Source organism: Peribacillus sp. NPDC056705 (assembly GCF_043656335.1).
Genome location: NZ_JBHTYI010000027.1, coordinates 22628 through 48228, shown reverse-complemented (window position 1 = coordinate 48228; position 25601 = coordinate 22628). Strand labels below are relative to the sequence as shown.

Annotated in this window: 31 protein-coding genes and 1 other annotated feature; all 31 genes read left to right on the top strand. The window is 41.4% G+C overall.

Features of this window, described 5'->3' with window-relative positions:
- Nucleotides 1-2: 2 nt before the first annotated feature.
- The 31 genes from ACFRAK_RS22280 (at nt 3) to rplN (ending at nt 25599) form a co-directional block, all read left to right on the top strand.
- Nucleotides 3-425, top strand: a complete 423-nt coding sequence (locus ACFRAK_RS22280) for a Mini-ribonuclease 3 (RefSeq protein WP_076372889.1) — start codon at nt 3-5, stop codon at nt 423-425.
- Nucleotides 422-1165, top strand: a complete 744-nt coding sequence (gene rlmB / locus ACFRAK_RS22275) for a 23S rRNA (guanosine(2251)-2'-O)-methyltransferase RlmB (RefSeq protein WP_260288185.1) — start codon at nt 422-424, stop codon at nt 1163-1165. The genes ACFRAK_RS22280 and rlmB overlap by 4 nt, the downstream gene beginning before the upstream one ends.
- A gap of 4 nt (nt 1166-1169) precedes the next feature.
- Complete coding sequence (locus ACFRAK_RS22270; RefSeq protein WP_034305067.1) at nt 1170-1679, top strand: NYN domain-containing protein; 510 nt, start codon at nt 1170-1172, stop codon at nt 1677-1679.
- A gap of 85 nt (nt 1680-1764) precedes the next feature.
- A complete protein-coding gene (gene sigH, locus ACFRAK_RS22265) occupies nt 1765-2397 on the top strand; it encodes an RNA polymerase sporulation sigma factor SigH (protein WP_094246690.1) in 633 nt (210 codons plus the stop codon).
- A 200-nt stretch (nt 2398-2597) separates the two neighbouring features.
- Nucleotides 2598-2747, top strand: coding sequence for a 50S ribosomal protein L33 (gene rpmG, locus ACFRAK_RS22260; protein WP_192207436.1), 150 nt, complete (start codon nt 2598-2600; stop codon nt 2745-2747).
- 50 nt (nt 2748-2797) lie between these two features.
- Nucleotides 2798-2980, top strand: coding sequence for a preprotein translocase subunit SecE (gene secE / locus ACFRAK_RS22255; protein ID WP_076372883.1), 183 nt, complete (start codon nt 2798-2800; stop codon nt 2978-2980).
- Nucleotides 2981-3228: 248 nt separating this feature from the next.
- Nucleotides 3229-3762, top strand: a complete 534-nt coding sequence (gene nusG, locus ACFRAK_RS22250; protein WP_048677866.1) for a transcription termination/antitermination protein NusG — start codon at nt 3229-3231, stop codon at nt 3760-3762.
- Between the two features lie 174 nt (nt 3763-3936).
- Nucleotides 3937-4362, top strand: coding sequence for a 50S ribosomal protein L11 (gene rplK / locus ACFRAK_RS22245; protein WP_034305057.1), 426 nt, complete (start codon nt 3937-3939; stop codon nt 4360-4362).
- Between the two features lie 104 nt (nt 4363-4466).
- Nucleotides 4467-5162 (top strand): 50S ribosomal protein L1, encoded by a 696-nt coding sequence (gene rplA, locus ACFRAK_RS22240; RefSeq protein ID WP_192207437.1) that lies wholly within the window; start codon nt 4467-4469, stop codon nt 5160-5162.
- A gap of 46 nt (nt 5163-5208) precedes the next feature.
- Nucleotides 5209-5359, top strand: a sequence feature (ribosomal protein L10 leader region).
- A gap of 39 nt (nt 5360-5398) precedes the next feature.
- Complete coding sequence (gene rplJ / locus ACFRAK_RS22235; RefSeq protein ID WP_192207438.1) at nt 5399-5899, top strand: 50S ribosomal protein L10; 501 nt, start codon at nt 5399-5401, stop codon at nt 5897-5899.
- 62 nt (nt 5900-5961) lie between these two features.
- A complete protein-coding gene (gene rplL / locus ACFRAK_RS22230; RefSeq protein ID WP_048677872.1) occupies nt 5962-6321 on the top strand; it encodes a 50S ribosomal protein L7/L12 in 360 nt (119 codons plus the stop codon).
- 197 nt (nt 6322-6518) lie between these two features.
- A complete protein-coding gene (locus ACFRAK_RS22225) occupies nt 6519-7124 on the top strand; it encodes a class I SAM-dependent methyltransferase (RefSeq protein ID WP_387604888.1) in 606 nt (201 codons plus the stop codon).
- A gap of 238 nt (nt 7125-7362) precedes the next feature.
- A complete protein-coding gene (gene rpoB / locus ACFRAK_RS22220) occupies nt 7363-10932 on the top strand; it encodes a DNA-directed RNA polymerase subunit beta (protein WP_192207440.1) in 3570 nt (1189 codons plus the stop codon).
- A 184-nt stretch (nt 10933-11116) separates the two neighbouring features.
- Nucleotides 11117-14716, top strand: a complete 3600-nt coding sequence (gene rpoC / locus ACFRAK_RS22215) for a DNA-directed RNA polymerase subunit beta' (RefSeq protein WP_144553522.1) — start codon at nt 11117-11119, stop codon at nt 14714-14716.
- A 294-nt stretch (nt 14717-15010) separates the two neighbouring features.
- On the top strand, nt 15011-15259 hold the full coding sequence (locus tag ACFRAK_RS22210) for a 50S ribosomal protein L7ae-like protein (protein WP_034305040.1): 249 nt from the start codon (nt 15011-15013) through the stop codon (nt 15257-15259).
- Nucleotides 15260-15363: 104 nt separating this feature from the next.
- A complete protein-coding gene (gene rpsL, locus ACFRAK_RS22205; RefSeq protein WP_034305038.1) occupies nt 15364-15786 on the top strand; it encodes a 30S ribosomal protein S12 in 423 nt (140 codons plus the stop codon).
- A gap of 41 nt (nt 15787-15827) precedes the next feature.
- Nucleotides 15828-16298 (top strand): 30S ribosomal protein S7, encoded by a 471-nt coding sequence (gene rpsG, locus ACFRAK_RS22200; RefSeq protein WP_048677878.1) that lies wholly within the window; start codon nt 15828-15830, stop codon nt 16296-16298.
- A gap of 45 nt (nt 16299-16343) precedes the next feature.
- Entirely contained in the window at nt 16344-18422 is a 2079-nt protein-coding gene (gene fusA / locus ACFRAK_RS22195; protein ID WP_260288190.1) for an elongation factor G, read from the top strand.
- A gap of 121 nt (nt 18423-18543) precedes the next feature.
- Complete coding sequence (gene tuf, locus ACFRAK_RS22190; protein WP_192207442.1) at nt 18544-19731, top strand: elongation factor Tu; 1188 nt, start codon at nt 18544-18546, stop codon at nt 19729-19731.
- A 420-nt stretch (nt 19732-20151) separates the two neighbouring features.
- Complete coding sequence (rpsJ, locus tag ACFRAK_RS22185; RefSeq protein WP_019244375.1) at nt 20152-20460, top strand: 30S ribosomal protein S10; 309 nt, start codon at nt 20152-20154, stop codon at nt 20458-20460.
- A gap of 40 nt (nt 20461-20500) precedes the next feature.
- Nucleotides 20501-21130, top strand: coding sequence for a 50S ribosomal protein L3 (gene rplC, locus ACFRAK_RS22180; RefSeq protein ID WP_192207443.1), 630 nt, complete (start codon nt 20501-20503; stop codon nt 21128-21130).
- A 25-nt stretch (nt 21131-21155) separates the two neighbouring features.
- The gene (gene rplD, locus ACFRAK_RS22175) at nt 21156-21779 is read left to right on the top strand and encodes a 50S ribosomal protein L4 (protein ID WP_192207444.1); all 624 of its coding nucleotides are present in this window, start codon (nt 21156-21158) and stop codon (nt 21777-21779) included.
- Nucleotides 21779-22063: a 50S ribosomal protein L23 gene (gene rplW / locus ACFRAK_RS22170; RefSeq protein ID WP_034305023.1), complete on the top strand. Its 285-nt coding sequence runs from the start codon at nt 21779-21781 to the stop codon at nt 22061-22063. Before rplD ends, rplW begins: the two co-directional genes overlap by 1 nt.
- Nucleotides 22064-22089: 26 nt before the next feature.
- Nucleotides 22090-22920, top strand: a complete 831-nt coding sequence (gene rplB / locus ACFRAK_RS22165) for a 50S ribosomal protein L2 (protein ID WP_034305021.1) — start codon at nt 22090-22092, stop codon at nt 22918-22920.
- Nucleotides 22921-22980: 60 nt separating this feature from the next.
- Nucleotides 22981-23259 carry a 30S ribosomal protein S19 gene (gene rpsS / locus ACFRAK_RS22160; RefSeq protein ID WP_034305018.1) on the top strand — a complete coding sequence of 93 codons (279 nt, stop codon included), beginning with the start codon at nt 22981-22983 and terminating at the stop codon, nt 23257-23259.
- 17 nt (nt 23260-23276) lie between these two features.
- Nucleotides 23277-23618 (top strand): 50S ribosomal protein L22, encoded by a 342-nt coding sequence (gene rplV, locus ACFRAK_RS22155; protein WP_034305017.1) that lies wholly within the window; start codon nt 23277-23279, stop codon nt 23616-23618.
- Nucleotides 23619-23621: 3 nt separating this feature from the next.
- A complete protein-coding gene (rpsC, locus tag ACFRAK_RS22150; protein ID WP_034305014.1) occupies nt 23622-24278 on the top strand; it encodes a 30S ribosomal protein S3 in 657 nt (218 codons plus the stop codon).
- Nucleotide 24279: 1 nt separating this feature from the next.
- Entirely contained in the window at nt 24280-24714 is a 435-nt protein-coding gene (gene rplP / locus ACFRAK_RS22145; protein WP_034305012.1) for a 50S ribosomal protein L16, read from the top strand.
- Nucleotides 24704-24907, top strand: a complete 204-nt coding sequence (rpmC, locus tag ACFRAK_RS22140; protein ID WP_034305010.1) for a 50S ribosomal protein L29 — start codon at nt 24704-24706, stop codon at nt 24905-24907. The genes rplP and rpmC overlap by 11 nt, the downstream gene beginning before the upstream one ends.
- Before the next feature lie 18 nt (nt 24908-24925).
- Entirely contained in the window at nt 24926-25189 is a 264-nt protein-coding gene (rpsQ, locus tag ACFRAK_RS22135) for a 30S ribosomal protein S17 (RefSeq protein WP_048677887.1), read from the top strand.
- A 41-nt stretch (nt 25190-25230) separates the two neighbouring features.
- Complete coding sequence (rplN, locus tag ACFRAK_RS22130) at nt 25231-25599, top strand: 50S ribosomal protein L14 (RefSeq protein WP_034305005.1); 369 nt, start codon at nt 25231-25233, stop codon at nt 25597-25599.
- Nucleotides 25600-25601: the final 2 nt, after the last annotated feature.

Here is a 25601-nt window from a genome sequence, read left to right as displayed (position 1 = left end):
TAATGCTTCATTACGATAGTAAGGTAGATGCAAAAATGCTGAACAGTCTTGCTTTAGCATATATAGGTGATGCTGTATACGAAACGTATATACGGCATCACCTCATTCAAAAAGGAGCGGTCAAGCCCAATCTGCTCCACAAAAAAGCTACATCTTTTGTAGCTGCTAAAGCGCAAAATAAAATCATCCACTTTTTCCTGGAGTCAGATTGGTTATCGGAAGAGGAATCCGCTGTCGTTCGGCGCGGCCGAAATGCAAAATCCGGTACGGTACCGAAGAACACAGATGTGCAAACGTATCGCTACAGTACAGCCTTCGAGGCACTTATGGGATTTTTGTATTTATCCGGTCGAAAAGAAAGAATGGAAGAACTCATCAAAAAATCCATTGAATACATTGAAGAAGAAAAGGGGAGTAACCCATGAGCGAAGAATATATCATTGGCAGAAACCCCGTATTGGAAGCACTTCGCTCCGAACGGGATATTAATAAAATTTGGATAGCCGAGGGCTCTCAAAAAGGCTCGATGCAACCACTCATCGGTCTGGCGAAGGAAAAGAAGGTATTCGTCCAAATCGTACCGAAGAAAAAAATTGACCAAATGGCAGAAGGCATCCACCAAGGTGTTATCGCACAAGTGGCTGCATATGAATATGTGGAGCTGGATGACTTATTCGCAAGAGCGGCTGAACGGGACGAAGCACCTTTTTTCATGATTCTTGATGAAGTTGAAGATCCGCATAATTTAGGTTCAATCATGAGGACGGCTGATGCAGTCGGGGCCCATGGGATCATCATCCCAAAAAGAAGAGCGGTGGGCTTGACGGCGACAGTGGCAAAAGCTTCGACGGGTGCAATCGAATATATTCCGGTAGCTCGCGTTACAAATTTGGCAAGAGCGGTGGAAGAGTTGAAAGAGCGAGGGGTATGGATAGTCGGTACCGATGCGAAAGGCAGCGATGATTACCGTAACATGGACGGAAAGATGCCTATCGGACTTGTTATCGGCAGCGAAGGAAAAGGCATGGCCCGGTTAATGAAGGATAAATGTGATTTTCTCATCCGTCTCCCTATGGCAGGACAAGTAACTTCGTTAAATGCATCGGTAGCGGCCGGTTTATTGATGTATGAGGTTTATAGAAAAAGAAATCCTCTAGGGCAATGATGAAATGAATATTCTGTTGGTGGACGGTTATAACATTATTGGAGCTTGGCCGGAACTGAGAGAATTAAAAGAACGGGACCTTGCTGCTGCAAGAGATCGGCTGATAGAAATGATGGCAGAATATCAAGCATTTACCGGATACCGTGTAATTGTCGTATTTGACGCTCAATATGTTCAGGGAATTGCCCGCATATTCAAAAATCACAAAGTTGACGTAATTTTTACAAAAGAAAATGAAACTGCGGATGAAAGAATAGAAAAGATGGCCATTGAACTGAATAATGTCAAAACGCAAATTCAAGTGGCAACCTCTGACTTCACGGAACAGTGGGTGATCTTTGGCCAAGGGGCCCTAAGGAAATCCGCTCGTGAACTGCTTATTGAAATGGAAGAAATTCAAGGCGAGATCAAGAAAGATGTAAGAAAAACAACGACTATAAGACCCGTGGCCAAAATTCCTTTAAGTGAAGAAGTGGCAGAAATTTTCGAAAAATGGCGCCGGGGAAAAATTTGAACCATTGACGGGTAAAATTTACCTGCTGTATAATATTTCTATCTGAGTCAGGTCAGGGGGATATAATGTGGGTCTCAAATTCGGAATGAAGCTGAACGAAAAGTATCTGCAGTTTGAGGATGATGAATTGATAGGGTTGGTGCACACTGGAGACAGTGAAGCACTGGATTATTTGATCCAAAAGTATCGTAATTTTGTAAGAGCGAAGGCAAGGACTTATTTCTTGATTGGTGCCGATAAGGAAGACATCGTGCAAGAAGGTATGATTGGTTTATATAAAGCCGTCCGTGATTTTAAAGGGGATAAGTTATCTTCTTTTAAAGCATTTGCAGAACTATGCATTACGAGGCAGATCATTACAGCTATCAAAACAGCAACACGTCAAAAACATATTCCGCTCAATTCCTATGTTTCCCTGGACAAGCCCATTTATGATGAGGAATCGGACCGAACTCTAATGGATATCATATCCGGTACGAAAGTTTTGGACCCGGAAGAACTGATCATCAACCAAGAAGAGTTTGACGATATCGAATTAAAGATGGCCGAGCTCCTGAGTGATCTTGAGAGAAAAGTGTTAGCTCTTTACCTGGATGGACAAACCTACCAAGAAATTTCGGAAGAGTTGAACCGGCATGTTAAGTCAATCGACAACGCCCTTCAACGGGTGAAAAGAAAGCTCGAGCGCTATCTGGAAGTAAGGGAAATCAGTTTATAATCCCTCCGCTTTTTCCGCTTAATTTCATCTGTCCCTTCTCCACATGGAAGTTTATTATTCACTAAAATTTTTAATGGATGTTAAGTAACCGATGTTTTGATTTATGGTGTCCATAATGGGTGAAACCCGCTTTGATATTGACAATAAAAAACAGCCGTGATAAGGTTTTATGGATATAGTAGATAGGATAGGTGTATCTAATGCGAAAAAAAATAGTTCTTGCATGCAATGATTGCGGTACAAGAAATTATAGTTATGAGAGCAAACAATCGACAAGCGGCGAACGACTGGAAATCAAGAAATTTTGCAGTACGTGCAACTCACACTCGATTCATAAAGAAACGAAATAACCGTTTTATAAATAGATTTACAGAAGCTTCTAATGCTTGGAGGTACATTCATGAAACGTTTTACCGAATTTTTCAGCGGAGTCGCTCGCGAAATGCGAAAAGTAAGCTGGCCGAAACGCAAGGAGCTTACTAAATATACAATCGTGGTAGTTACGACTGTATTGTTTATGGCTTTATTCTTTACAGTGGTTGATTTGGGCATTTCCGAATTAATTCGCTTAGTTATTGAATAAGAGATTCGAAAATAAGGTATAATAGTGATAGAATAATATGTGTCAGCAGAAAAGCCCGGAAACGGGTTTTTTAATTTGTCTTTTTTAATAGCTCGAAATCGAGCACTGCTGTAATATGAATCATCACAATATTTTCTAGTTAAGTCAGGATGACGCCGGTATGGTTTTTTGGCTAAAACGTTCAAAGATAAAGATTAATAAAGAAAATGATTGATTGCAGGGAGGGAAGGACGTTAAAGTCCTAACACATGGAAAAGAATTGGTATGTAGTTCACACCTATTCAGGTTATGAGAACAAGGTTAAGGCTAACTTGGAAAAACGTGTTGAAACTATGGGGATGGAAGACAAGATCTTTCGCGTTGTAGTTCCAGAAGAAGAAGAAACTGAAGTGAAAGACGGCAAAAAGAAAGTGACAAAAAAGAAAGTATTCCCAGGGTATGTATTGGTTGAAATCATCATGACGGATGATTCATGGTACGTTGTCCGGAATACGCCTGGCGTAACAGGTTTCGTAGGTTCGTCTGGAGCTGGGTCAAAACCGACTGCGTTGCTTCCGGAAGAAATTGAAGTCGTCCTTAAACGAATGGGCGTAGATGAAAGCAAAATCGAAGTTGATTTTGAAATCGGTGATACGGTTCAAGTTAAAGAAGGACCTTTCGCAACCTTTGCAGGACCAATTGAAGAACTTGATAAAGACAAAGGGAAAGTAAGGGTCCTGGTCAATATGTTCGGTCGTGATACACCGGTTGAACTTGATTTTAATCAAGTGGAAAAATTATAAACGGAAAAAAACTTGAAATTGCCTTTTGAAAGTGGTAAAATTTCAAAGGTCAGTATGTTTCAATTTTTAGGCCTCAACGATACAAGCATTCTTTATTAATAGATAAAGAATTCAAGATGAGTGGGAGGGTATTACCCTATTACCACATCACGGACTTATAAGGAGGTGTGTCTCGTGGCTAAAAAAGTAATTAAAATGGTTAAATTGCAAATTCCTGCTGGTAAAGCGAATCCGGCACCGCCAGTCGGTCCTGCATTAGGTCAAGCTGGTGTAAACATCATGGGATTCTGTAAGGAGTTCAACGCTCGTACAGCAGATCAAGCTGGTCTAATTATTCCTGTTGAAATCACGGTATTTGAAGACCGTTCATTTACATTCATTACAAAAACTCCGCCGGCTGCAGTATTGCTTAAGAAAGTAGCTGGTATCGAGTCTGGTTCTGGTGAACCTAACCGTAATAAAGTTGCTACAGTCAAGCGTGATCAAGTGCGCGAGATTGCTGAAACTAAAATGCCTGACCTAAACGCTGCAAGTGTTGAAGCTGCAATGCGTATGGTTGAAGGTACTGCTCGCAGCATGGGTATTGTCATCGAAGACTAATCCATGTAATTGCTATTTGTTTCTACGGGGTTGCGATTGATACTCGCAACCTTTATTCGTGGGAGGTCATTCCGTTAAAACCACAATTTAGGAGGATTTATATCATGGCGAAAAAAGGTAAAAAGTATCTTGAAGCAGCTAAGCTTGTAGAAGTTTCTAAGGCTTATGCTGTAACTGAAGCAATCGAAGTTGCTAAAAAAGCAAACTTCGCAAAATTCGATGCGACTGTTGAAGTTGCTTTCCGTTTAGGCGTAGACCCTAAGAAAGCTGACCAACAAATTCGTGGAGCTGTTGTTCTGCCGAATGGTACTGGTAAAACTCAACGTGTATTAGTGTTCGCTAAAGGCGAAAAAGCAAAAGAAGCGGAAGCTGCTGGTGCTGACTACGTTGGCGAATCTGACTACATCAACAAAATCCAACAAGGATGGTTCGAATTCGATGTAATCGTTGCGACTCCAGACATGATGGGTGAAGTTGGTAAACTTGGCCGTGTATTAGGACCTAAAGGTCTAATGCCTAACCCTAAAACTGGCACAGTAACTTTCGATGTAACGAAAGCTGTTAATGAAATCAAAGCTGGTAAAGTTGAATACCGCGTAGATAAAGCTGGTAACATCCATGCTCCAATCGGTAAAGTATCTTTCGAAGATGCTAAACTAGTGGAAAACTTCACTGCTATTTATGATACATTATTAAAAGTTAAACCTGCGGCTGCTAAAGGGACTTACATGAAAAACGTTTCTGTAACAACTACAATGGGCCCTGGTGTGAAAGTTGATCCTTCTACTTTCAATAAATAATTGACATACCAAAACTATTATTGTTATAATAAGTTTTGTTGTGAATAAATGAATACTATTTGTACCGTAGACAGTAGGTGCTCATTACGAGCTTAATTCCCTGCCGAGGTAATTCGATAATAATAGTCCTAGACTATGACTTTTGAAATTACTGCCTTCATGTCTGCAATAGAGATGAAGGCTTTTTCTTTGAAACGGTATAAATGTTTTCAAGCAAATCTACAGGAGGTGTAAGGATGAACGCAATTATTGAACAAAAGCAAAAAATCGTTGCTGAGATTTCTGATAAGTTAACTTCAAGCCAATCAACAGTAGTTGTTGACTACCGTGGATTGACTGTTGCTGAAGTAACAGAACTTCGTAAGCAACTTCGTGAAGCTGGCGTTGAGTTTAAAGTTTACAAAAACTCATTAACTCGCCGTGCTGCTGAAAGTGCTGAACTTGGCGCTTTGAACGAATCATTAACAGGTCCAAACGCAATTGCATTCTCAAATGAAGATGTTATTGCGCCAGCAAAAATCCTTAACGATTTTGCGAAAAAACATGAAGCTTTAGAAATCAAAGCCGGAGTTATCGAAGGAAATGTTGCAACTGCTGAAGAAATTAAAGCTCTTGCAGAACTACCTTCACGCGAAGGCCTACTTTCAATGCTACTCAGCGTGCTACAAGCACCTATGCGCGGACTTGCTCTTGCTACAAAAGCTGTTGCAGAGCAAAAAGAAGAACAAGGCGCGTAAGCTAACCGCTTATCTAGCCTATTGATTCAAAAAAAACCAACCATTTCGAGGAGGAAATAAAAATGACTAAAGATCAAATCATTGAAGCAGTTAAAAATATGACTGTTTTAGAATTAAACGACCTTGTAAAAGCAATCGAAGAAGAATTCGGCGTAACTGCTGCTGCACCTGTAGCTGTAGCTGCTGCTGGTGGCGCTGCTGCTGAAGAAAAAACTGAGTTTGATGTAGTCCTTACATCTGCTGGAGATCAAAAAATCAAAGTTATCAAAGCTGTACGTGAAGTTACAGGTCTTGGACTTAAAGAAGCAAAAGAACTTGTTGACAACACTCCAAAAGCAATCAAAGAAGGCGCTTCTAAAGAAGAAGCTGAAGAAATCAAAGCTAAACTTGAAGAAGTTGGAGCTGGCGTTGAAGTTAAGTAATCTTGCATAAACAAAAAGCTCGCTATCACTGGCGGGCTTTTTTTCTTCATTTTTAAAGAAATGACGGAAACTGGCCGTTAATGGTTTGGTAACGAGAGGATTTCGTTATTCGGACATTCCGGCGTGCAAGCATCCATTCTTCAATTCTCTTCTCTCATTAAATCTTCAATATTCCTTTCTGATAGGGGGAGATGACTCTGACAGAGCATTACTACTCACATAAACCGGATGTCGTAAGCAATCCGAAATTTTGGGATTTCACATTAAAGGGACGTACATTTCGCTTCAAAAGCGATAATGGTGTTTTTTCGAAAAAGGAAGTTGATTTCGGATCGCGTCTTTTGGTTGAGAGTTTTAACCTTGATGAAGCTGTGGAAGGAGATATTCTCGATGTTGGTTGCGGTTATGGGCCAATCGGTATATCGATTGCGGCAGCTTATCCCGATAGAACGCTAGAAATGATTGATATAAATAGCCGGGCAGTTGAATTGTCAAAAGAGAATGCAGCTTCTAATGGAATCGCAAATGTGAAGATTTACGAAAGTGATCGTTTTGACAAAGTTGCCTCCAATCAATTCGCGGCGATTCTTACGAACCCTCCCATTCGCGCAGGTAAAAGTGTAGTCCACGAAATTTTAGAAGAAGGCTATCGCAGTTTGGTAGCTGGTGGAGAATTATGGGTTGTCATTCAAAAAAAACAAGGGGCTCCATCCGCAATGGATAAAATGGAGCAATTATTTGGAAATGTTGAAGTGCCCGTTAAGAAAAAAGGTTACTATATACTATTATCCAAAAAGGTTTGACTCTAAATTTTCGCTATGTTAGTATTATAAAATGCATATATATAATTCCGTAACTATGCAATTTTTATACCATTGATGTATAATCAATGGATAATATGGAAAAAATATATAAATAATAGTTCGTTTTATGAGAAATAGTGGTTTTTAAAATAAAAACCATTTTCTTTTTGTCTATGGAAATGATTCCTTTTCCGAGGCAAATGGATCCTTATAACGCTTGATTTAAGGGGTGAATCAGTTGACAGGTCAACTTGTTCAGTATGGACGACACCGCCAACGTAGAAGTTATGCAAGAATCAGTGAGGTTTTGGATCTTCCGAATCTGATTGAAATTCAAACAGCTTCTTATCAATGGTTTCTAGATGTAGGTTTAAAGGAAATGTTCCAGGATATTTCTCCTATTGAGGATTTTACAGGTAATTTATCGTTAGAATTCATCGATTACAGCTTAGCTGAGCCGAAGTATTCTGTGGAAGAAACAAAAGAACGCGATGTTACGTATTCTGCACCACTTCGTGTGAAAGTGCGCCTTGTTAACAAAGAAACAGGGGAAGTTAAAGACCAGGATGTATTCATGGGCGACTTCCCGCTGATGACTGAAACAGGTACATTTGTCATCAATGGTGCTGAACGGGTAATTGTATCCCAATTAGTGCGCTCACCGAGTGTTTACTACAATGGGAAAATGGATAAAAACGGTAAGCTTGGATTCTCTGCGACCGTTATTCCTAACCGTGGCGCATGGCTCGAATATGAAACAGACGCCAAGGATGTTGTGTATGTTCGGATCGACCGCACTAGGAAATTACCGATCACGGTATTGATGCGTGCCCTTGGATTCGGAACAGATCAAGAAATCATCGATTTGATCGGCGACAACGAATACCTTCGCAACACTCTTGAAAAGGATAACACCGAGAGTGTAGAAAAAGCATTACTAGAAATCTATGAGCGTCTACGCCCGGGTGAACCGCCTACTGTCGAAAACGCGAAAAGTCTTTTAGTATCACGCTTTTTTGATCCGAAACGTTATGATTTAGCTAATGTAGGCCGTTATAAAATCAATAAAAAACTGCATATCAAGAACCGTTTATTCGGACAACGTATTGCAGAGACTTTGATTGATCCCGAAACAGGTGAAATCATCGTTGAAAAAGGGACAATGCTTGATCGCCGGACTCTTGATAGGATCCTGCCTCATATCGAAGGTGGAATCGGATTCAAAACATTCCATCCATCAGGTGGTGTAGTAGAGGAAGAAACTCTTCTTCAACCTATTAAAGTGTTTGCGCCAAACGATGCTGAAGGCGAAAAAGTGATCAATATCATCGGTAATGCCTATGTGACCGACCAGGTCAAAAACATTACACCGGCTGATATCATTTCTTCCATCAGTTATTTCTTTAATTTATTGCATGGTGTGGGAATCACGGATGACATTGACCATTTAGGTAACCGTCGTCTGCGTTCCGTTGGTGAATTGCTGCAAAACCAATTCAGAATTGGTTTATCCCGTATGGAGCGTGTTGTCCGTGAAAGAATGTCCATTCAGGATACGAATACAATCACTCCACAGCAACTAATCAACATTCGCCCGGTCATTGCATCCATTAAAGAGTTCTTTGGAAGCTCACAGCTTTCCCAATTCATGGATCAAACGAACCCGTTGGCCGAACTGACACATAAACGTCGTCTATCGGCATTGGGACCTGGTGGTCTGACACGTGAGCGTGCTGGCTTTGAAGTACGTGACGTTCATTATTCCCACTATGGCCGCATGTGTCCGATTGAAACGCCTGAGGGACCGAATATTGGTTTGATTAACTCGTTATCCAGTTTTGCAAAGGTTAACCCATATGGCTTCATTGAAACACCATATCGCCGTGTGGACCCTGAAACAGGCAGAATTACAAGCCAAATCGACTACTTAACAGCTGATGAGGAAGATAATTATGTAGTTGCCCAAGCGAATGTACGACTGTCAGATGACGGCTCATTCCTTGATAACGATGTTGTTGCACGTTTCCGCGGTGAAAATACCGTTGTTCCGCGTGACCGCGTAGATTACATGGATGTATCTCCTAAACAGGTAGTATCTGCTGCGACAGCATGTATTCCTTTCTTGGAAAATGATGACTCCAACCGTGCCCTTATGGGAGCGAACATGCAACGTCAAGCAGTTCCTTTGCTGCAACCGGAAGCCCCTCGAGTTGGAACGGGTATGGAGTATGTTTCAGCGAAAGACTCCGGTGCTGCCGTAATCTGTAAACACCCTGGTATCGTAGAGCACGTTGAATCACGTGAAGTATGGGTACGTAGGGTAAGCGAAGTTGACGGACAGCAAGTAAAAGGAAACCTTGATAAATACCGTCTATTAAAATTCATTCGTTCCAACCAAGGAACGTGCTATAATCAACGCCCTATCGTAAGTGTTGGCGACAACGTTGTAAAAGGTGAAATCCTTGCTGATGGTCCTTCAATGGAAAAAGGTGAGTTGGCACTTGGCCGTAACGTATTGGTTGCCTTCATGACATGGGATGGATATAACTATGAAGATGCCATCATCATGAGTGAACGATTGGTTAAAGATGATGTGTACACTTCCATTCATATTGAAGAATATGAATCTGAATCACGCGATACAAAATTAGGGCCTGAAGAAATCACCCGTGATATCCCTAACGTAGGGGAAGATGCGCTTCGTAATCTTGATGAGCGCGGAATTATCCGTGTGGGTGCAGAAGTGAAAGACGGAGACCTTCTCGTTGGTAAAGTCACGCCTAAAGGTGTAACGGAACTGACAGCTGAGGAACGTCTATTACATGCGATCTTCGGTGAAAAAGCACGTGAAGTAAGGGATACATCACTTCGTGTACCTCACGGCGGCGGCGGAATCGTTCTTGATGTTAAAGTATTCAACAGAGAAGACGGAGATGAACTGCCTCCTGGTGTAAACCAACTCGCACGTGTATATATCGTTCAAAAACGTAAAATCCATGAAGGCGATAAAATGGCTGGACGACATGGTAACAAAGGGGTAATCTCCAGGATTCTTCCTGAAGAAGATATGCCTTATTTACCAGATGGCACTCCAGTAGACATCATGTTAAACCCATTGGGTGTACCTTCACGTATGAACATCGGTCAGGTGTTGGAGCTTCACTTAGGTATGGCTGCACGCGCACTTGGCATTCATGTAGCATCTCCTGTATTCGATGGTGCCACTGAGGAAGATGTTTGGGGTACGATTGAAGAAGCCGGGATGTCACGTGATGCAAAAACAGTCCTTTATGACGGCCGTTCAGGTGAAGCATTCGATAACCGTGTATCAGTGGGTGTCATGTATATGATCAAACTGGCACATATGGTCGATGATAAACTTCATGCGCGTTCAACTGGACCTTACTCCCTTGTTACGCAGCAACCACTTGGTGGTAAAGCGCAATTTGGCGGACAGCGTTTCGGTGAGATGGAAGTATGGGCACTTGAAGCTTATGGTGCTGCTTATACATTACAAGAAATCCTTACCGTTAAATCAGATGATGTCGTAGGCCGTGTTAAAACGTACGAGGCGATTGTCAAAGGTGAAAATGTCCCTGAACCTGGCGTTCCTGAGTCCTTCAAAGTATTGATTAAGGAGCTTCAAAGTTTAGGATTGGATGTTAAAATCCTCAATGCCGAAGATCGTGAAATCGAAATGCGTGATTTGGAAGATGAAGATGATGCCAACCAAGCGGACAAATTAAGCCTTGATTCAGAAACTAAGGATATGGTTGCTTCCGAAGTAGGGGCACCTGTCAAAGAATAAAATTAAATATAAACATATCTAGTTATATATTACCTGCTCTGACTGGCAGCGAGATGTTCATTTGAAGATCATGCTGCCTTGTTAGAGCCTTATTGATTCAATCAACCATCATCCGGTGTAAGATTGCCTGATATTTGACGGCAATCAAGGGTTAAACCTGGAGATTAAAAGGGAGGTAGGCCCCTTGTTAGACGTTAATAATTTTGAGTATATGAAAATTGGTCTTGCTTCACCAGACAAGATTCGTTCTTGGTCCCATGGAGAAGTTAAAAAACCAGAAACAATCAACTATCGTACGTTAAAGCCAGAAAAAGACGGTTTATTCTGTGAGAGAATTTTTGGACCTCAAAAGGACTGGGAATGTCATTGCGGAAAATATAAGCGTGTTCGTTATAAAGGCGTAGTCTGTGACCGTTGTGGCGTTGAAGTCACTCGTGCTAAGGTGCGTCGTGAGCGTATGGGTCATATTGAGCTGGCAGCTCCAGTTTCACACATATGGTATTTCAAAGGAATCCCTAGCCGTATGGGACTTGTACTTGACATGTCTCCACGGGCTTTGGAAGAAGTCATTTACTTTGCATCTTACGTCGTAACTGAAACGGGCGATACAACTTTAGAAAAGAAACAGCTTCTTTCCGAAAAGGAATATCGTACATACCGTGAAAAATACGGTAAGAAATTCCAAGCTGCCATGGGTGCGGAAGCTATTAAAAAACTTTTGCAAGATATTGATACGGAAAAGGAAGTAGAGTCGTTGAAAGAGGAGCTTAAAACAGCTCAAGGACAACGCAGAACCCGTGCAATCAAACGCTTGGAAGTGCTTGAAGCATTCCGTAACTCCGGAAATGAGCCTTCATGGATGATCCTTGACGTGCTTCCGGTCATTCCACCGGAACTTCGTCCAATGGTTCAACTTGATGGAGGACGTTTTGCCACATCTGACCTAAATGATTTATATCGCCGTGTTATCAACCGTAATAATCGGTTGAAAAGATTACTGGACCTTGGAGCACCAAGCATTATCGTTCAAAATGAGAAGCGTATGCTGCAAGAAGCAGTCGATGCACTCATCGATAATGGCCGTCGCGGCCGTCCGGTAACTGGACCTGGTAACCGTCCGTTAAAATCTTTATCTCACATGTTAAAAGGTAAACAAGGTCGTTTCCGTCAAAACCTTCTTGGTAAACGTGTTGATTATTCTGGCCGTTCCGTTATCGTAGTCGGACCAAACTTAAAGATGTACCAATGCGGTCTTCCAAAAGAAATGGCGATTGAATTATTCAAACCATTCGTTATGAAGGAGCTTGTTCAAAGAGGCCTGGCACATAACATCAAATCCGCTAAGCGTAAAATTGAACGTTTATCTCCTGAAATTTGGGATGTATTAGAAGAAGTCATTAGAGAACACCCAGTACTATTGAACCGTGCACCGACTCTTCACAGACTTGGGATCCAGGCATTTGAACCAACGTTGGTTGAAGGTCGCGCAATTCGTTTGCACCCGCTCGTATGTACAGCTTACAACGCTGACTTTGATGGTGACCAAATGGCGGTCCATGTTCCTCTATCTTCTGAAGCCCAAGCCGAAGCACGCATGCTTATGCTTGCAGCACAGAACATTTTGAACCCTAAAGATGGTAAGCCTGTCGTTACACCTTCTCAAGATATGGTATTAGGTAACTATTACTTAACATTGGAAAGAGAAGGCGCTATCGGTGAGGGTATGATCTTTAAAGATACAAGTGAAGCATTGCTTGCATACCAAAACGGATATGTACACTTACATTCCCGTTGTGCCGTACATGCATCGTCACTGAATAATGAAACTTTCACTGAAGAACAAAACGGCCAACTTCTCATTACGACTGTTGGTAAATTGATCTTCAATGAAATTTTACCTAAATCATTCCCGTATATTAACGAACCGACACGATATAATTTGGAAACGAAAACTCCAGAGAAATATTTTGTGGAAAAAGGCGCTAATATCCCTGAGTTGATTAAGGCCCAACCTGCTATCGATCCTTTCAAGAAAAAAATTCTTGGAAATATCATTGCGGAAGTCTTTAAACGCTTTAAAATTACCGAAACATCCAAAATGCTTGACCGGATGAAAGATCTTGGATTCAAATATTCGACAAAAGCTGGTATTACCGTTGGTGTGGCTGATATCGTCGTTTTAAAAGAAAAACAAGAAATCATCACTGAGGCTCAAACCAAAGTGGATAACGTCTTGAAACAATTCAGACGCGGTCTTATTACTGAGGATGAGCGTTATGATCGCGTCATTTCAATCTGGAGTGCTGCCAAGGATACCATTCAGTCCAAACTTATGGACTCACTGGACCGACGCAACCCGATCTTCATGATGAGTGACTCCGGTGCCCGTGGTAATGCTTCCAACTTTACGCAGCTTGCGGGTATGCGTGGTTTGATGGCCAACCCGGCTGGACGTATCATTGAATTACCGATCAAATCAAGTTTCCGTGAAGGTTTAACCGTGTTGGAGTACTTCATCTCTACACATGGTGCGCGTAAAGGTCTTGCCGATACAGCGCTTAAAACAGCCGATTCCGGTTACCTTACCCGTCGACTTGTTGACGTTGCACAAGATGTCATCATCCGTGATGACGATTGCGGAACGGACCGCGGCTTGAAAATTTCAGCCTTGAGAGAGGGTACTGAAATAATTGAGCATCTTGAAGAGCGCCTAATTGGCCGTTATGCAAGAAAAGCGATCAGACATCCAGAAACAAATGAAGTAATCGTGGCTGAAAACGACCTTATTACTGAAGATCTTGCTAACTATATTGAATCACTTGGAATTGAAACAGCATGGATTCGTTCCGCCTTTACATGTAATACCAGCCATGGTGTATGTAAAAAATGTTATGGACGCAACTTGGCTACAGGTCAAGAAGTTGAAGTGGGCGAAGCAGTCGGTATTATTGCCGCTCAATCAATCGGAGAACCTGGTACACAGTTGACGATGCGTACATTCCATACAGGTGGGGTTGCTGGGGACGATATCACTCAAGGTCTTCCTCGTATCCAAGAGATATTTGAAGCGAGAAACCCTAAAGGTCAAGCTGTCATTTCCGAAATCGAAGGAACGATTGTTTCGATTAATGAAATTCGGGATAAACAACAGGAAATCGTTGTTCAAGGTGCTGTTGAATCACGCACGTATACTGCGCCGTACACAGCGCGTTTAAGAGTAACTGTTGATACACCTGTCCGTCGTGGTGAAGAGTTGACAGAGGGTTCCATCGATCCGAAAGAATTGCTGAAGGTTACAGACGTACTTACTGTTCAGGAATACCTGCTTCATGAAGTACAAAAAGTTTACCGGATGCAAGGTGTTGAAATCGGCGATAAACATATCGAGGTAATGGTTAGACAAATGATGCGTAAAGTCCGTGTGCTTGATGCAGGTGAAACTGAAGTGCTTCCAGGAACATTATTGGATGTTAACCAGTTCACTACTGCAAACACTGATGCATTGCTGACCAACAAATTACCGGCTACAGGACGCCCTGTATTGCTAGGTATCACAAAAGCATCTCTAGAAACGGATTCCTTCTTGTCTGCCGCGTCATTCCAAGAAACAACAAGAGTCTTGACTGATGCAGCAATAAAAGGAAAACGTGATGAATTGCTTGGGCTTAAAGAAAATGTCATCATCGGTAAACTTGTCCCTGCAGGAACGGGAATGCTTAGATACAGAAAAGCAAACCCTGTCGTTGTTGGTGACGAAAGTGCCGATACCGTAACCGTGGATTAAAGGAAAAAAGGACCAGCTCAATAATTTAAACTGAAACCTCCACTCCTGTATCCCATTGGAGCTGAAGGATCAGAGTTAATTGAGCTGGTCTCTCTTATTACTCTTGGCTGACCGAAAAGCAGTATGAGGGTTTGATATATTCCGATTAGGTAATTTGATATTCTTAATAGAATGATGTAAGGAAAACCTTTTGCTTGAATTATTTTTTTGAAAGAAGTTGACAGTATCCGACTAATAATGATACTATAGCAAAGGTGCTCCTATGTTACCCTGTAACTTTGGAGGATATGGACCATGTCTTATGAAAAAGTAATACAGGCAAAGTCAGTGATTATAGGGACGAAACAAGCAGTTAGAGCTCTTAAAAACAATTTAATTCAAGAAGTTATCATCGCTGATGATGCAGATATATACTTGACTGGGCGTGTCGTTGAGACAGCCAAAGAATTGGATGTTCCTATCACATATGTTGATTCGATGAGAATGCTTGGCAAAGCATGTGGTATTGATGTCGGAGCAGCAACTGTTGCCATCAAAAAGTAAAGATGTTTTTGCAATTATATTTGCAAAGACTTTGTTTTTACCCATTTATGAACCACCTGGATGTGTGGTACTAGAAATGAAAACGTGAAGGGAGGAAAAATGTAATGCCTACTATTAATCAATTAGTGCGTAAAGGACGCGAGTCTAAAGAGGTTAATTCAAAATCTCCAGCACTTAACAAAGGCTACAACAGCTTTAAAAAAGCACAAACTAACGTATCATCTCCGCAAAAACGTGGTGTTTGCACTCGTGTGGGTACTATGACACCGAAAAAACCAAACTCCGCGTTACGTAAATATGCGCGTGTACGTTTAACAAACGGTATCGAGGTAACAGCTTATATCCCAGGTATCGGTCACAACCTACAAGAACACAGCGTGGTTCTTATCCGTGGCGGTCGTGTTAAAGATTTACCAGGGGTACGTTACCATATCGTACGTGGTGCTCTTGATACAGCTGGAGTTAACAATCGTATGCAAGGCCGTTCTAAATACGGTACTAAGCGTCCGAAAGCAGCAAAAAAATAATCTTAAACAAAAATTGAACTTTCTTGAAAGGAGGAAATATAATGCCTCGTAAAGGACCTGTAACGAAAAGAGACGTATTACCAGATCCAATATATAATTCAAAACTTGTGACTCGCTTAATCAACAAATTAATGGTTGATGGACAAAGAGGTAAATCACAAAAAATTCTTTACTCTGCATTTGATTTAATCAAAGAACGTACTGGCAATGAGCCGATCGAAGTTTTCGATCAAGCACTTAAAAACATCATGCCTGTACTAGAAGTAAAAGCACGCCGTGTGGGTGGAGCTAACTACCAAGTACCAGTTGAGGTGCGTCCAGACCGCAAATCGACTCTAGGACTTCGTTGGTTAGTAAACTACTCTCGCCTTCGTGGAGAAAAAACGATGGAAGAGCGTTTAGCTTATGAAATCATGGATGCTGCTAACAACACTGGAGCAGCAGTTAAGAAACGTGAAGATACTCACAAAATGGCTGAAGCCAACAAAGCTTTCGCACATTATCGCTGGTAAGATCAAACACTATAAAATCCTTATAGAAGGAAGGAGAAAGACCAAATGGCAAGAGAGTTCTCCTTAGCAAACACTCGTAATATCGGTATCATGGCTCACATCGATGCTGGTAAAACGACTACAACAGAACGTGTTCTATATTATACTGGTAAAATCCACAAAATTGGTGAAACGCACGAAGGTGCTTCACAAATGGACTGGATGGAACAGGAACAAGAACGCGGAATCACGATCACTTCCGCTGCAACAACTGCACAATGGAAAGGTCATCGTGTAAACATCATCGATACACCAGGACACGTAGACTTCACAGTTGAAGTTGAACGCTCTTTGCGCGTACTTGATGGAGCTGTAGCTGTACTTGATGCCCAATCAGGTGTTGAGCCTCAAACTGAAACAGTTTGGCGCCAAGCTACAACATACGGTGTACCGCGTGTCGTATTCGTAAACAAAATGGACAAAATCGGTGCAGATTTCTTGTATTCAGTTGGAACAATCCACGACCGTTTACAAGCTAACGCTCACCCAGTTCAGTTACCAATCGGAGCAGAGGATCAATTCTCTGCAATCATCGACCTTATTGAAATGAAAACTCATTTCTATGGTAATGACCTAGGAACTGATATCACTGTCGGTGAAATTCCTGAAGAACACCGAGAATTAGCTGAAGAATACCGTGAGAAGTTAATTGAAGCAGTAGCAGAAGTTAATGAAGACTTAATGGAAAAATACCTTGGCGGCGAAGAAATCAGCATTGCTGAATTGAAAGCAGCTATTCGTACAGCAACCGTTAATGTTGAATTCTTCCCTGTTATTTGCGGATCAGCTTTCAAAAACAAAGGTGTTCAATTAATGCTTGATAACGTTATCGACTTCCTTCCATCTCCTTTGGATGTACCAGCTATCAAAGGTACATTACCGGATTCAGAAGAAGAAGTGGAACGTCATTCAGATGATGCTGAACCGTTCTCGGCTTTAGCGTTTAAAGTTATGACTGACCCTTACGTTGGTAAACTTACATTCTTCCGTGTGTACTCAGGTACATTAGAATCCGGATCTTATGTAATCAACTCAACTAAAGGAAAACGTGAACGTATTGGACGTATCCTTCAAATGCACGCAAACAGCCGTGAAGAAATATCCACTGTATATGCAGGAGATATCGCAGCTGCTGTAGGATTGAAAGATACTACAACTGGAGATACTCTTTGTGATGACAAGAACCAAGTAATTCTTGAGTCCATGGTATTCCCAGAGCCAGTTATCTCACTATCAGTTGAACCGAAATCAAAAGCAGACCAAGACAAAATGTCTCAAGCTTTACAAAAGCTTCAAGATGAAGATCCAACATTCCGTGCGCACACTGACCAAGAAACTGGTCAAACTATCATCGCTGGTATGGGTGAACTTCACTTGGACATCCTTGTTGACCGTATGCGTCGCGAGTTCAAAGTGGAAGCAAACGTTGGTGCTCCTCAGGTAGCATACCGTGAAACTTTCCGTGGTTCAGCTAAGGTTGAAGGTAAATTCGTTCGCCAATCTGGTGGTCGTGGACAATTTGGACACGTATGGATCGAATTTGGTCCAAACGAAGAAGGTAAAGGATTCGAATTTGAAAATGCTATCGTCGGTGGTGTAGTACCACGTGAATATATCCCTGCTGTACAAGCTGGATTAGTTGATTCACTTGACCGTGGTGTACTTGCTGGTTACCCGCTAGTCGACATCAAAGCAAAATTATTCGACGGATCTTACCATGACGTTGACTCCAATGAAATGGCATTTAAAATCGCTGCATCCATGGCACTTAAAAATGCAGCTTCTAAATGTAGTCCTGTCATCCTTGAACCAATCATGAAAGTGGAAGTAGTTATTCCAGAAGATTACCTAGGCGACATCATGGGAGATATCACATCTCGTCGTGGACGTGTAGAAGGTATGGAAGCTCGCGGTAACACACAAATGGTTAAAGCGATGGTTCCACTATCTGAAATGTTCGGATATGCTACATCTCTACGTTCTAACACTCAAGGACGCGGAACATTCTCTATGCACTTCGATCATTATGAAGAAGTACCTAAGAGCATTTCTGAAGAAATCATCAAAAAAAATAAAGGTGAATAATTGATTTTCATCTCTTATTAAAGTATAACTATCTTATGTAAGCTGTGATGGAAGAATTAGTCTTCTTTCACAGCCCCTATATACTTAATCTATTATTTATAATTTTAAGGAGGAATTCCTAATGGGAAAAGCTAAATTTGATCGTTCAAAACCGCACGTTAACGTTGGAACAATTGGTCACGTCGACCATGGTAAAACAACTTTAACTGCTGCAATCACAACTGTACTTGCTAAATCTGGTGGCGCAGAAGCTCGCGCTTATGACCAAATCGATGGTGCTCCAGAAGAAAGAGAACGTGGTATCACAATCTCTACTGCACACGTTGAGTACGAAACAGCTACTCGTCACTATGCACACGTTGACTGCCCAGGACATGCTGACTATGTTAAAAACATGATCACTGGTGCTGCACAAATGGACGGCGGAATCCTAGTAGTATCTGCTGCTGATGGCCCAATGCCACAAACTCGTGAGCATATCCTTCTTTCTCGTCAAGTAGGTGTACCATACCTAGTAGTATTCATGAACAAATGCGACATGGTTGATGACGAAGAACTTCTTGAATTAGTAGAAATGGAAATTCGTGACCTTCTTTCTGAATACGAATTCCCTGGCGATGACATTCCAGTTATCAAAGGATCTGCTCTAAAAGCTCTTCAAGGAGAAGCTGAATGGGAAGAAAAAATTCATGAATTAATGACAGCTGTTGACGAGTATATCCCAGAACCAACTCGTGACACTGAAAAACCATTCATGATGCCTGTTGAGGATGTATTCTCAATCACTGGTCGTGGAACAGTTGCTACTGGCCGTGTTGAGCGTGGACAAGTTAAAGTCGGTGACGTTGTTGACATCATCGGTTTCAACGAAGAGTCTAAACCAACAACAGTAACTGGTGTTGAAATGTTCCGTAAACTTCTTGACTATGCTGAAGCTGGTGACAACATCGGTGCACTTCTTCGTGGTGTATCCCGTGAAGATATCCAACGTGGACAAGTTCTTGCTAAACCAGGCACTATCACTCCACACACAAAGTTCAAAGCTGAAGTTTATGTTCTTTCTAAAGAAGAAGGTGGACGTCACACTCCATTCTTTACAAACTACCGTCCTCAGTTCTACTTCCGTACAACTGACGTAACTGGTATTTGTAACCTTCCTGAAGGCGTAGAAATGGTTATGCCTGGAGACAACATCGAAATGACTGTAGAACTTATCGCTCCAATCGCTATCGAAGAAGGTACTAAATTCTCTATCCGTGAGGGTGGACGTACTGTTGGCGCTGGCGTAGTTGCTACAATCCAAGAATAATTGATTCAATAAAACAATATTGGAAGGGACGCCTTCCGGAAGAAGCAGATGGGACGCCATCTGCTTCTTTTTTATTTTTAAAGAATATACTTTCTTCTATATTATATCTGTAAAAAAATGAAGGGAATTTTATGGGTATCTTGAACATTCCCGAAATGAAGAAAATGGATATGAAAGTCCACGAAGAATGTACTTGTAAATACTTGTGAAAGTATGTATAATAATAAAAGTGTGTTGCACAAGAAAAATCTAAGTTTATCTTGCATTTCACTTGTGTTATATGTATAATAGACAATGTTGGTCTTTGACTGCGATGATATGGAAGGTTGCTGACACACCCGGCCGCTTTGCCATGGCGAGTGTGTGGGAAATTTCCATTGAGAAGGTCTATTTTAAAATAGGCGAAAAGGAGGGAAAATTATGGCAAAACAAAAAATTCGTATCCGTTTAAAAGCATATGATCACAGAATTCTTGATCAATCTGCTGAGAAAATTGTTGAAACTGCAAAACGTTCTGGTGCGGCTGTATCTGGTCCGATTCCATTACCTACTGAAAGATCGGTATATACGATCCTACGTGCGGTTCATAAATACAAAGACTCTCGTGAACAATTCGAAATGCGTACGCATAAACGTCTAATCGACATCGTTAATCCAACTCCACAAACAGTTGACTCATTGATGCGTTTAGATTTACCATCAGGCGTTGACATTGAAATCAAATTATAATTCATATAAATATGAACAATTACTCTAGGAGGTGTGACTTATGACCAAAGGAATCTTAGGAAGAAAAATCGGTATGACTCAAGTTTTTGCTGAAAACGGTGAACTTATTCCGGTAACAGTTATCGAAGCTGCTAATAACGTGGTTCTTCAAAAGAAAACTGTTGAAACTGATGGCTATGAAGCAGTTCAAGTTGGTTTTGAAAACAAACGTGAAAAGCTTTCTAACAAACCTGAAAAGGGCCATGTTGAAAAAGCAAATACTACTCCTAAGCGCTTCATTCGCGAATTCCGCGGAACGGATCTTAACGAATATGAGATCGGTCAAGAAGTCAATGTTAGTATTTTCGCTGAAGGCGATTTAGTAGATGTATCAGGAATTTCAAAAGGTAAGGGATTCCAAGGCTCTATCAAGCGTCATGGACAATCTCGCGGACCAATGTCTCACGGTTCTCGTTACCACCGTCGCCCAGGTTCAATGGGTCCTGTAGCTCCAAACCGCGTATTCAAAGGTAAACTTTTACCAGGACGTATGGGTGGAGAACAAATCACTGTTCAAAACTTAGCTATCGTTAAAGTTGATGTTGAACGTAACCTACTATTGATCAAAGGTAATGTACCTGGTGCTAGAAAAGCATTGATCAAAGTTAAATCTGCTGTTAAAGCAAAGTAATTTCTAAGAAAGGAGGAGCAATAGAATGCCAAAAGTTACATTGTTCAACCAAACAGGTTCTCAAGTTGGCGACATCGAACTAAATGAATCCATCTTTGGTATCGAACCTAATAATCACGTATTATTTGAAGCAATCATCATGCAAAGAGCTTCCTTACGTCAAGGAACTCATAAAGTTAAAAACCGTTCTGAAGTAGCAGGCGGTGGACGTAAACCTTGGAAACAAAAAGGAACTGGACGTGCGCGTCAAGGTTCTATCCGTTCTCCACAATGGCGTGGCGGTGGTATTGTTTTTGGACCAACTCCAAGATCTTACTCTTACAAGCTGCCTAAAAAGGTACGTCGTTTAGCTATTAAATCTGCATTGTCTGCAAAGGCATTGGAAGAGAACATTTTGGTACTTGAAAGCTTGTCTTTCGAAGCTCCAAAAACAAAAGAGTTTGTAGCGGTTCTTAAAAACCTTTCTGTTGACACTAAAACATTAGTGGTTACTGACGGTTTAGATGAGAAAGTTGCTCTTTCTGCACGTAACATCCCTGGTGTTACTGTAGTTGAAGCTGATGGTCTTAATGTTCTTGATGTTGTTTCACACAACAAATTGATCTTGACTAAATCAGCTGTCGAAAAAGTAGAGGAGGTGCTTGCATAATGGATGCACGCGATATCATTAAGCGCCCCGTAATCACTGAACGCTCTTCAGACATAATGGCTGAAAAGAAATATACTTTTGAAGTTGATGTTAGAGCTAATAAAACTCAAGTTAAAGATGCTGTTCAAGAAATTTTCGGCGTTAAAGTTGAGAAAGTAAACATCATGAATTACAAAGGTAAATTCAAACGCATGGGCAAACATGCAGGCTATACTAACAAGCGCCGTAAAGCTATTGTTAAATTAACTGCTGACAGCAAAGAAATCGAGCTATTCGAGGCTTAATTCATTAGAGAAGGAGGGAAATACAAATGGCGATTAAGAAGTATAAACCTACCTCTAACGGTCGACGTAATATGACAACTTCCGATTTTGCTGAGATCACTACAGACAAACCGGAAAAATCATTACTTGCTCCTTTACACAGCAAAGGCGGCCGTAATAACCAAGGTAAGTTAACAGTTCGTCATCAAGGTGGCGGCCACAAGCGTCAATACCGTATCATCGATTTCAAACGGAATAAAGATGGTATACCAGGACGCGTTGCTACTATTGAGTACGATCCAAATCGTTCTGCAAACATTGCATTAATTAATTACGTTGATGGAGAAAAACGTTATATCCTAGCTCCGAAAAACCTAGAAGTAGGTTTGGAAGTTATGTCAGGTCCAGAAGCTGACATCAAAGTGGGTAACGCTCTACCTCTTATCAATATCCCAGTTGGTACAGTAATTCATAACATCGAACTTAAACCAGGAAAAGGTGGACAATTAGTCCGTTCAGCAGGAACATCTGCTCAAGTACTTGGTAAAGAAGGTCGTTATGTACTAGTACGTTTAAACTCAGGTGAGGTTCGTATGATTCTTGCTACTTGCCGTGCTTCTATCGGTCAAGTTGGTAATGAACAACATGAACTTATCAACATTGGTAAAGCTGGCCGTAACCGTTGGTTAGGTAAACGCCCAACAGTTCGTGGATCTGTAATGAACCCGAATGATCACCCACACGGTGGTGGTGAAGGTAAAGCGCCAATCGGACGTAAATCACCAATGTCTCCATGGGGTAAACCTACTCTTGGATTCAAAACTCGTAAGAAGAAAAATAAATCCGATAAATTTATCGTACGTCGTCGTAAAAAATAACGGGATTGAACTACGGTTCATATATAGAACCGTAGAACAGTCACGAAGGGAGGTACTCGCATGGGTCGTAGCTTAAAAAAAGGACCTTTTGTTGATGATCATTTATTGGTTAAAGTTGAAAAGTTAAATGAAGCTGACAAGAAACAGGTAGTAAAAACTTGGTCTCGTCGCTCAACAATCTTCCCGCAATTCATCGGACACACAATCGCCGTTTATGACGGTCGTAAGCATGTGCCGGTTTATGTAACAGAAGATATGGTAGGTCACAAACTAGGCGAATTCGCGCCTACACGCACTTATAAAGGTCACGCAAGTGATGACAAGAAAACAAGACGTTAATGAGAGGAGGGCATCTCATGCAAGCTAAAGCTGTCGCTAAAACAGTTCGTATTGCTCCTCGTAAAGTGCGTTTAGTCGCAGATTTAATTCGAGGAAAACAAGTAGGTGAAGCAGTAGCGATTCTTCGCTTAACACCAAAATCTGCTTCTCCAGTCGTAGAAAAAATTCTGAAATCTGCTATTGCAAATGCAGAACATAACTACGAAATGGATATTAATAACCTAGTCGTTTCAGAGGCATACGTTAACGAAGGACCAACATTAAAACGTTTCCGTCCTCGCGCTCAAGGTCGTGCGAGTGCAATTAACAAACGTACTAGTCATATTACAATCGTTGTATCAGAAAAGAAGGAGGGGTAATCTGTGGGTCAAAAGGTAAATCCAATCGGTATGCGTATCGGGATAATCCGTGACTGGGAATCCAAATGGTACGCTGATAAAGACTACGCAGTTCTTTTGCATGAAGACATCAAAGTTCGTGAATATATCGCGAAACGTCTAAATGATGCTTCTGTTTCAAAAGTTGAAATCGAACGTGCAGCTAACCGTATCAATGTATCTGTCCACACTGCTAAACCAGGAATGGTTATCGGTAAAGGCGGTACTGAAGTCGAAGCACTTCGTAAAGCTTTGAACCAGTTGACTGGCAAAAGAGTTCATATCAATATCATTGAAATTAAAAGAGCAGATCTTGACGCAAAATTGGTTGCAGAAAACATCGCTCGTCAATTAGAAAACCGTGTTTCATTCCGTCGCGCTCAAAAGCAAGCTATCCAACGTACTATGCGTTCTGGAGCAAAAGGAATCAAAACTCAAGTTTCTGGTCGTCTTGGCGGTGCTGATATTGCTCGTGCTGAACATTACAGCGAAGGAACAGTTCCACTTCACACACTTCGTGCAGACATAGATTATGCTCATGCTGAAGCAGATACTACTTACGGTAAGCTAGGCGTGAAAGTTTGGATCTACCGTGGAGAAGTTCTTCCTACTAAGAAGAAATCTGAGGAAGGAGGAAAATAATATGTTATTGCCAAAACGCGTAAAATACCGTCGTGAACACCGCGGTAAGATGAGAGGGATGGCTAAGGGCGGCACTGAAGTTCATTTCGGAGAATTTGGACTTCAAGCTCAAGAAGCTTCCTGGATCACAAACCGCCAAATCGAAGCAGCTCGTATTGCGATGACTCGTTATATGAAACGTGGAGGGAAAGTTTGGATCAAAATCTTCCCAAGCAAACCTTACACAGCTAAGCCGCTTGAAGTACGGATGGGTTCCGGTAAAGGTGCTCCTGAAGGTTGGGTAGCAGTAGTTAAACCGGGCAAAGTTATGTTTGAAATCTCTGGTGTATCTGAAGAGGTGGCAAGAGAAGCATTGCGCCTTGCAGCACACAAACTTCCAATCAAATGCAAGTTTGTAAAAAGAGAGGAAATTGGTGGTGAAACAAATGAAAGCTAATGAAATCAAAGATCTAACCACTGCTGAAATTGAACAAAAACTAAAATCTCTTAAAGAAGAACTATTTAATCTTCGTTTCCAGTTAGCTACTGGACAACTTGAAAATACAGCTCGCATCCGTGAAGTTCGCAAATCGATTGCTCGTATGAAAACAGTTGTTCGTCAAAGAGAGATCGGTGTCACTAATCGATAATGAATGGAGGTTTGCAGAATGAGCGAACGCAACCAACGCAAAATCTACACTGGACGCGTAGTATCCGACAAAATGGATAAAACAGTTACAGTAGTTGTAGAAACCTATAAAAAGCATTCTTTATACGGTAAACGCGTTAAATACTCTAAAAAGTTTAAAGCTCATGACGAGCTAAACGAAGCTAAAGCAGGCGACGTAGTACGTATCATGGAAACTCGTCCACTTTCAGCTACAAAACGCTTCCGTCTTGTAGAAGTAGTAGAAAAAGCAGTAATCATTTAATATAGTTCGGATTAAGCTAATTCCGAAGGGAGGTACCGTACATGATTCAACAAGAATCTCGTTTAAAAGTCGCTGACAATTCTGGTGCTCGTGAAGTGCTAACAATTAAAGTCCTAGGTGGTTCTGGCCGTAAAACTGCAAACATCGGTGATATCATCGTTTGTACAGTTAAACAGGCAACACCAGGAGGCGTTGTTAAAAAAGGTGAAGTCGTTAAGGCTGTTGTTGTCCGTACAAAACGTGGTATGCGTCGTCCTGACGGTTCTTACATTCGTTTTGATGAAAACGCATGTGTAATTATCCGTGACGATAAGAGCCCACGTGGAACACGTATTTTTGGACCTGTTGCTCGTGAATTACGTGACAATAGTTTCATGAAGATCGTTTCTCTTGCTCCAGAAGTTCTATAATA

Bases quoted from the DNA above. Each gene is read 5' to 3' on its own strand.
- ACFRAK_RS22280 (WP_076372889.1), top strand. From the start codon at position 3: ATGCTTCATTACGATAGTAAGGTAGATGCAAAAATGCTGAACAGTCTT.
- rlmB (WP_260288185.1), top strand. From the start codon at position 422: ATGAGCGAAGAATATATCATTGGCAGAAACCCCGTATTGGAAGCACTT.
- ACFRAK_RS22270 (WP_034305067.1), top strand. From the start codon at position 1,170: ATGAATATTCTGTTGGTGGACGGTTATAACATTATTGGAGCTTGGCCG.
- sigH (WP_094246690.1), top strand. From the start codon at position 1,765: ATGAAGCTGAACGAAAAGTATCTGCAGTTTGAGGATGATGAATTGATA.
- rpmG (WP_192207436.1), top strand. From the start codon at position 2,598: ATGCGAAAAAAAATAGTTCTTGCATGCAATGATTGCGGTACAAGAAAT.
- secE (WP_076372883.1), top strand. From the start codon at position 2,798: ATGAAACGTTTTACCGAATTTTTCAGCGGAGTCGCTCGCGAAATGCGA.
- nusG (WP_048677866.1), top strand. From the start codon at position 3,229: ATGGAAAAGAATTGGTATGTAGTTCACACCTATTCAGGTTATGAGAAC.
- rplA (WP_192207437.1), top strand. From the start codon at position 4,467: ATGGCGAAAAAAGGTAAAAAGTATCTTGAAGCAGCTAAGCTTGTAGAA.
- rplJ (WP_192207438.1), top strand. From the start codon at position 5,399: ATGAACGCAATTATTGAACAAAAGCAAAAAATCGTTGCTGAGATTTCT.
- rplL (WP_048677872.1), top strand. From the start codon at position 5,962: ATGACTAAAGATCAAATCATTGAAGCAGTTAAAAATATGACTGTTTTA.
- ACFRAK_RS22210 (WP_034305040.1), top strand. From the start codon at position 15,011: ATGTCTTATGAAAAAGTAATACAGGCAAAGTCAGTGATTATAGGGACG.
- rpsL (WP_034305038.1), top strand. From the start codon at position 15,364: ATGCCTACTATTAATCAATTAGTGCGTAAAGGACGCGAGTCTAAAGAG.
- rpsG (WP_048677878.1), top strand. From the start codon at position 15,828: ATGCCTCGTAAAGGACCTGTAACGAAAAGAGACGTATTACCAGATCCA.
- fusA (WP_260288190.1), top strand. From the start codon at position 16,344: ATGGCAAGAGAGTTCTCCTTAGCAAACACTCGTAATATCGGTATCATG.
- tuf (WP_192207442.1), top strand. From the start codon at position 18,544: ATGGGAAAAGCTAAATTTGATCGTTCAAAACCGCACGTTAACGTTGGA.
- rpsJ (WP_019244375.1), top strand. From the start codon at position 20,152: ATGGCAAAACAAAAAATTCGTATCCGTTTAAAAGCATATGATCACAGA.
- rplC (WP_192207443.1), top strand. From the start codon at position 20,501: ATGACCAAAGGAATCTTAGGAAGAAAAATCGGTATGACTCAAGTTTTT.
- rplD (WP_192207444.1), top strand. From the start codon at position 21,156: ATGCCAAAAGTTACATTGTTCAACCAAACAGGTTCTCAAGTTGGCGAC.
- rplW (WP_034305023.1), top strand. From the start codon at position 21,779: ATGGATGCACGCGATATCATTAAGCGCCCCGTAATCACTGAACGCTCT.
- rplB (WP_034305021.1), top strand. From the start codon at position 22,090: ATGGCGATTAAGAAGTATAAACCTACCTCTAACGGTCGACGTAATATG.
- rpsS (WP_034305018.1), top strand. From the start codon at position 22,981: ATGGGTCGTAGCTTAAAAAAAGGACCTTTTGTTGATGATCATTTATTG.
- rplV (WP_034305017.1), top strand. From the start codon at position 23,277: ATGCAAGCTAAAGCTGTCGCTAAAACAGTTCGTATTGCTCCTCGTAAA.
- rplP (WP_034305012.1), top strand. From the start codon at position 24,280: ATGTTATTGCCAAAACGCGTAAAATACCGTCGTGAACACCGCGGTAAG.
- rpmC (WP_034305010.1), top strand. From the start codon at position 24,704: ATGAAAGCTAATGAAATCAAAGATCTAACCACTGCTGAAATTGAACAA.
- rpsQ (WP_048677887.1), top strand. From the start codon at position 24,926: ATGAGCGAACGCAACCAACGCAAAATCTACACTGGACGCGTAGTATCC.
- rplN (WP_034305005.1), top strand. From the start codon at position 25,231: ATGATTCAACAAGAATCTCGTTTAAAAGTCGCTGACAATTCTGGTGCT.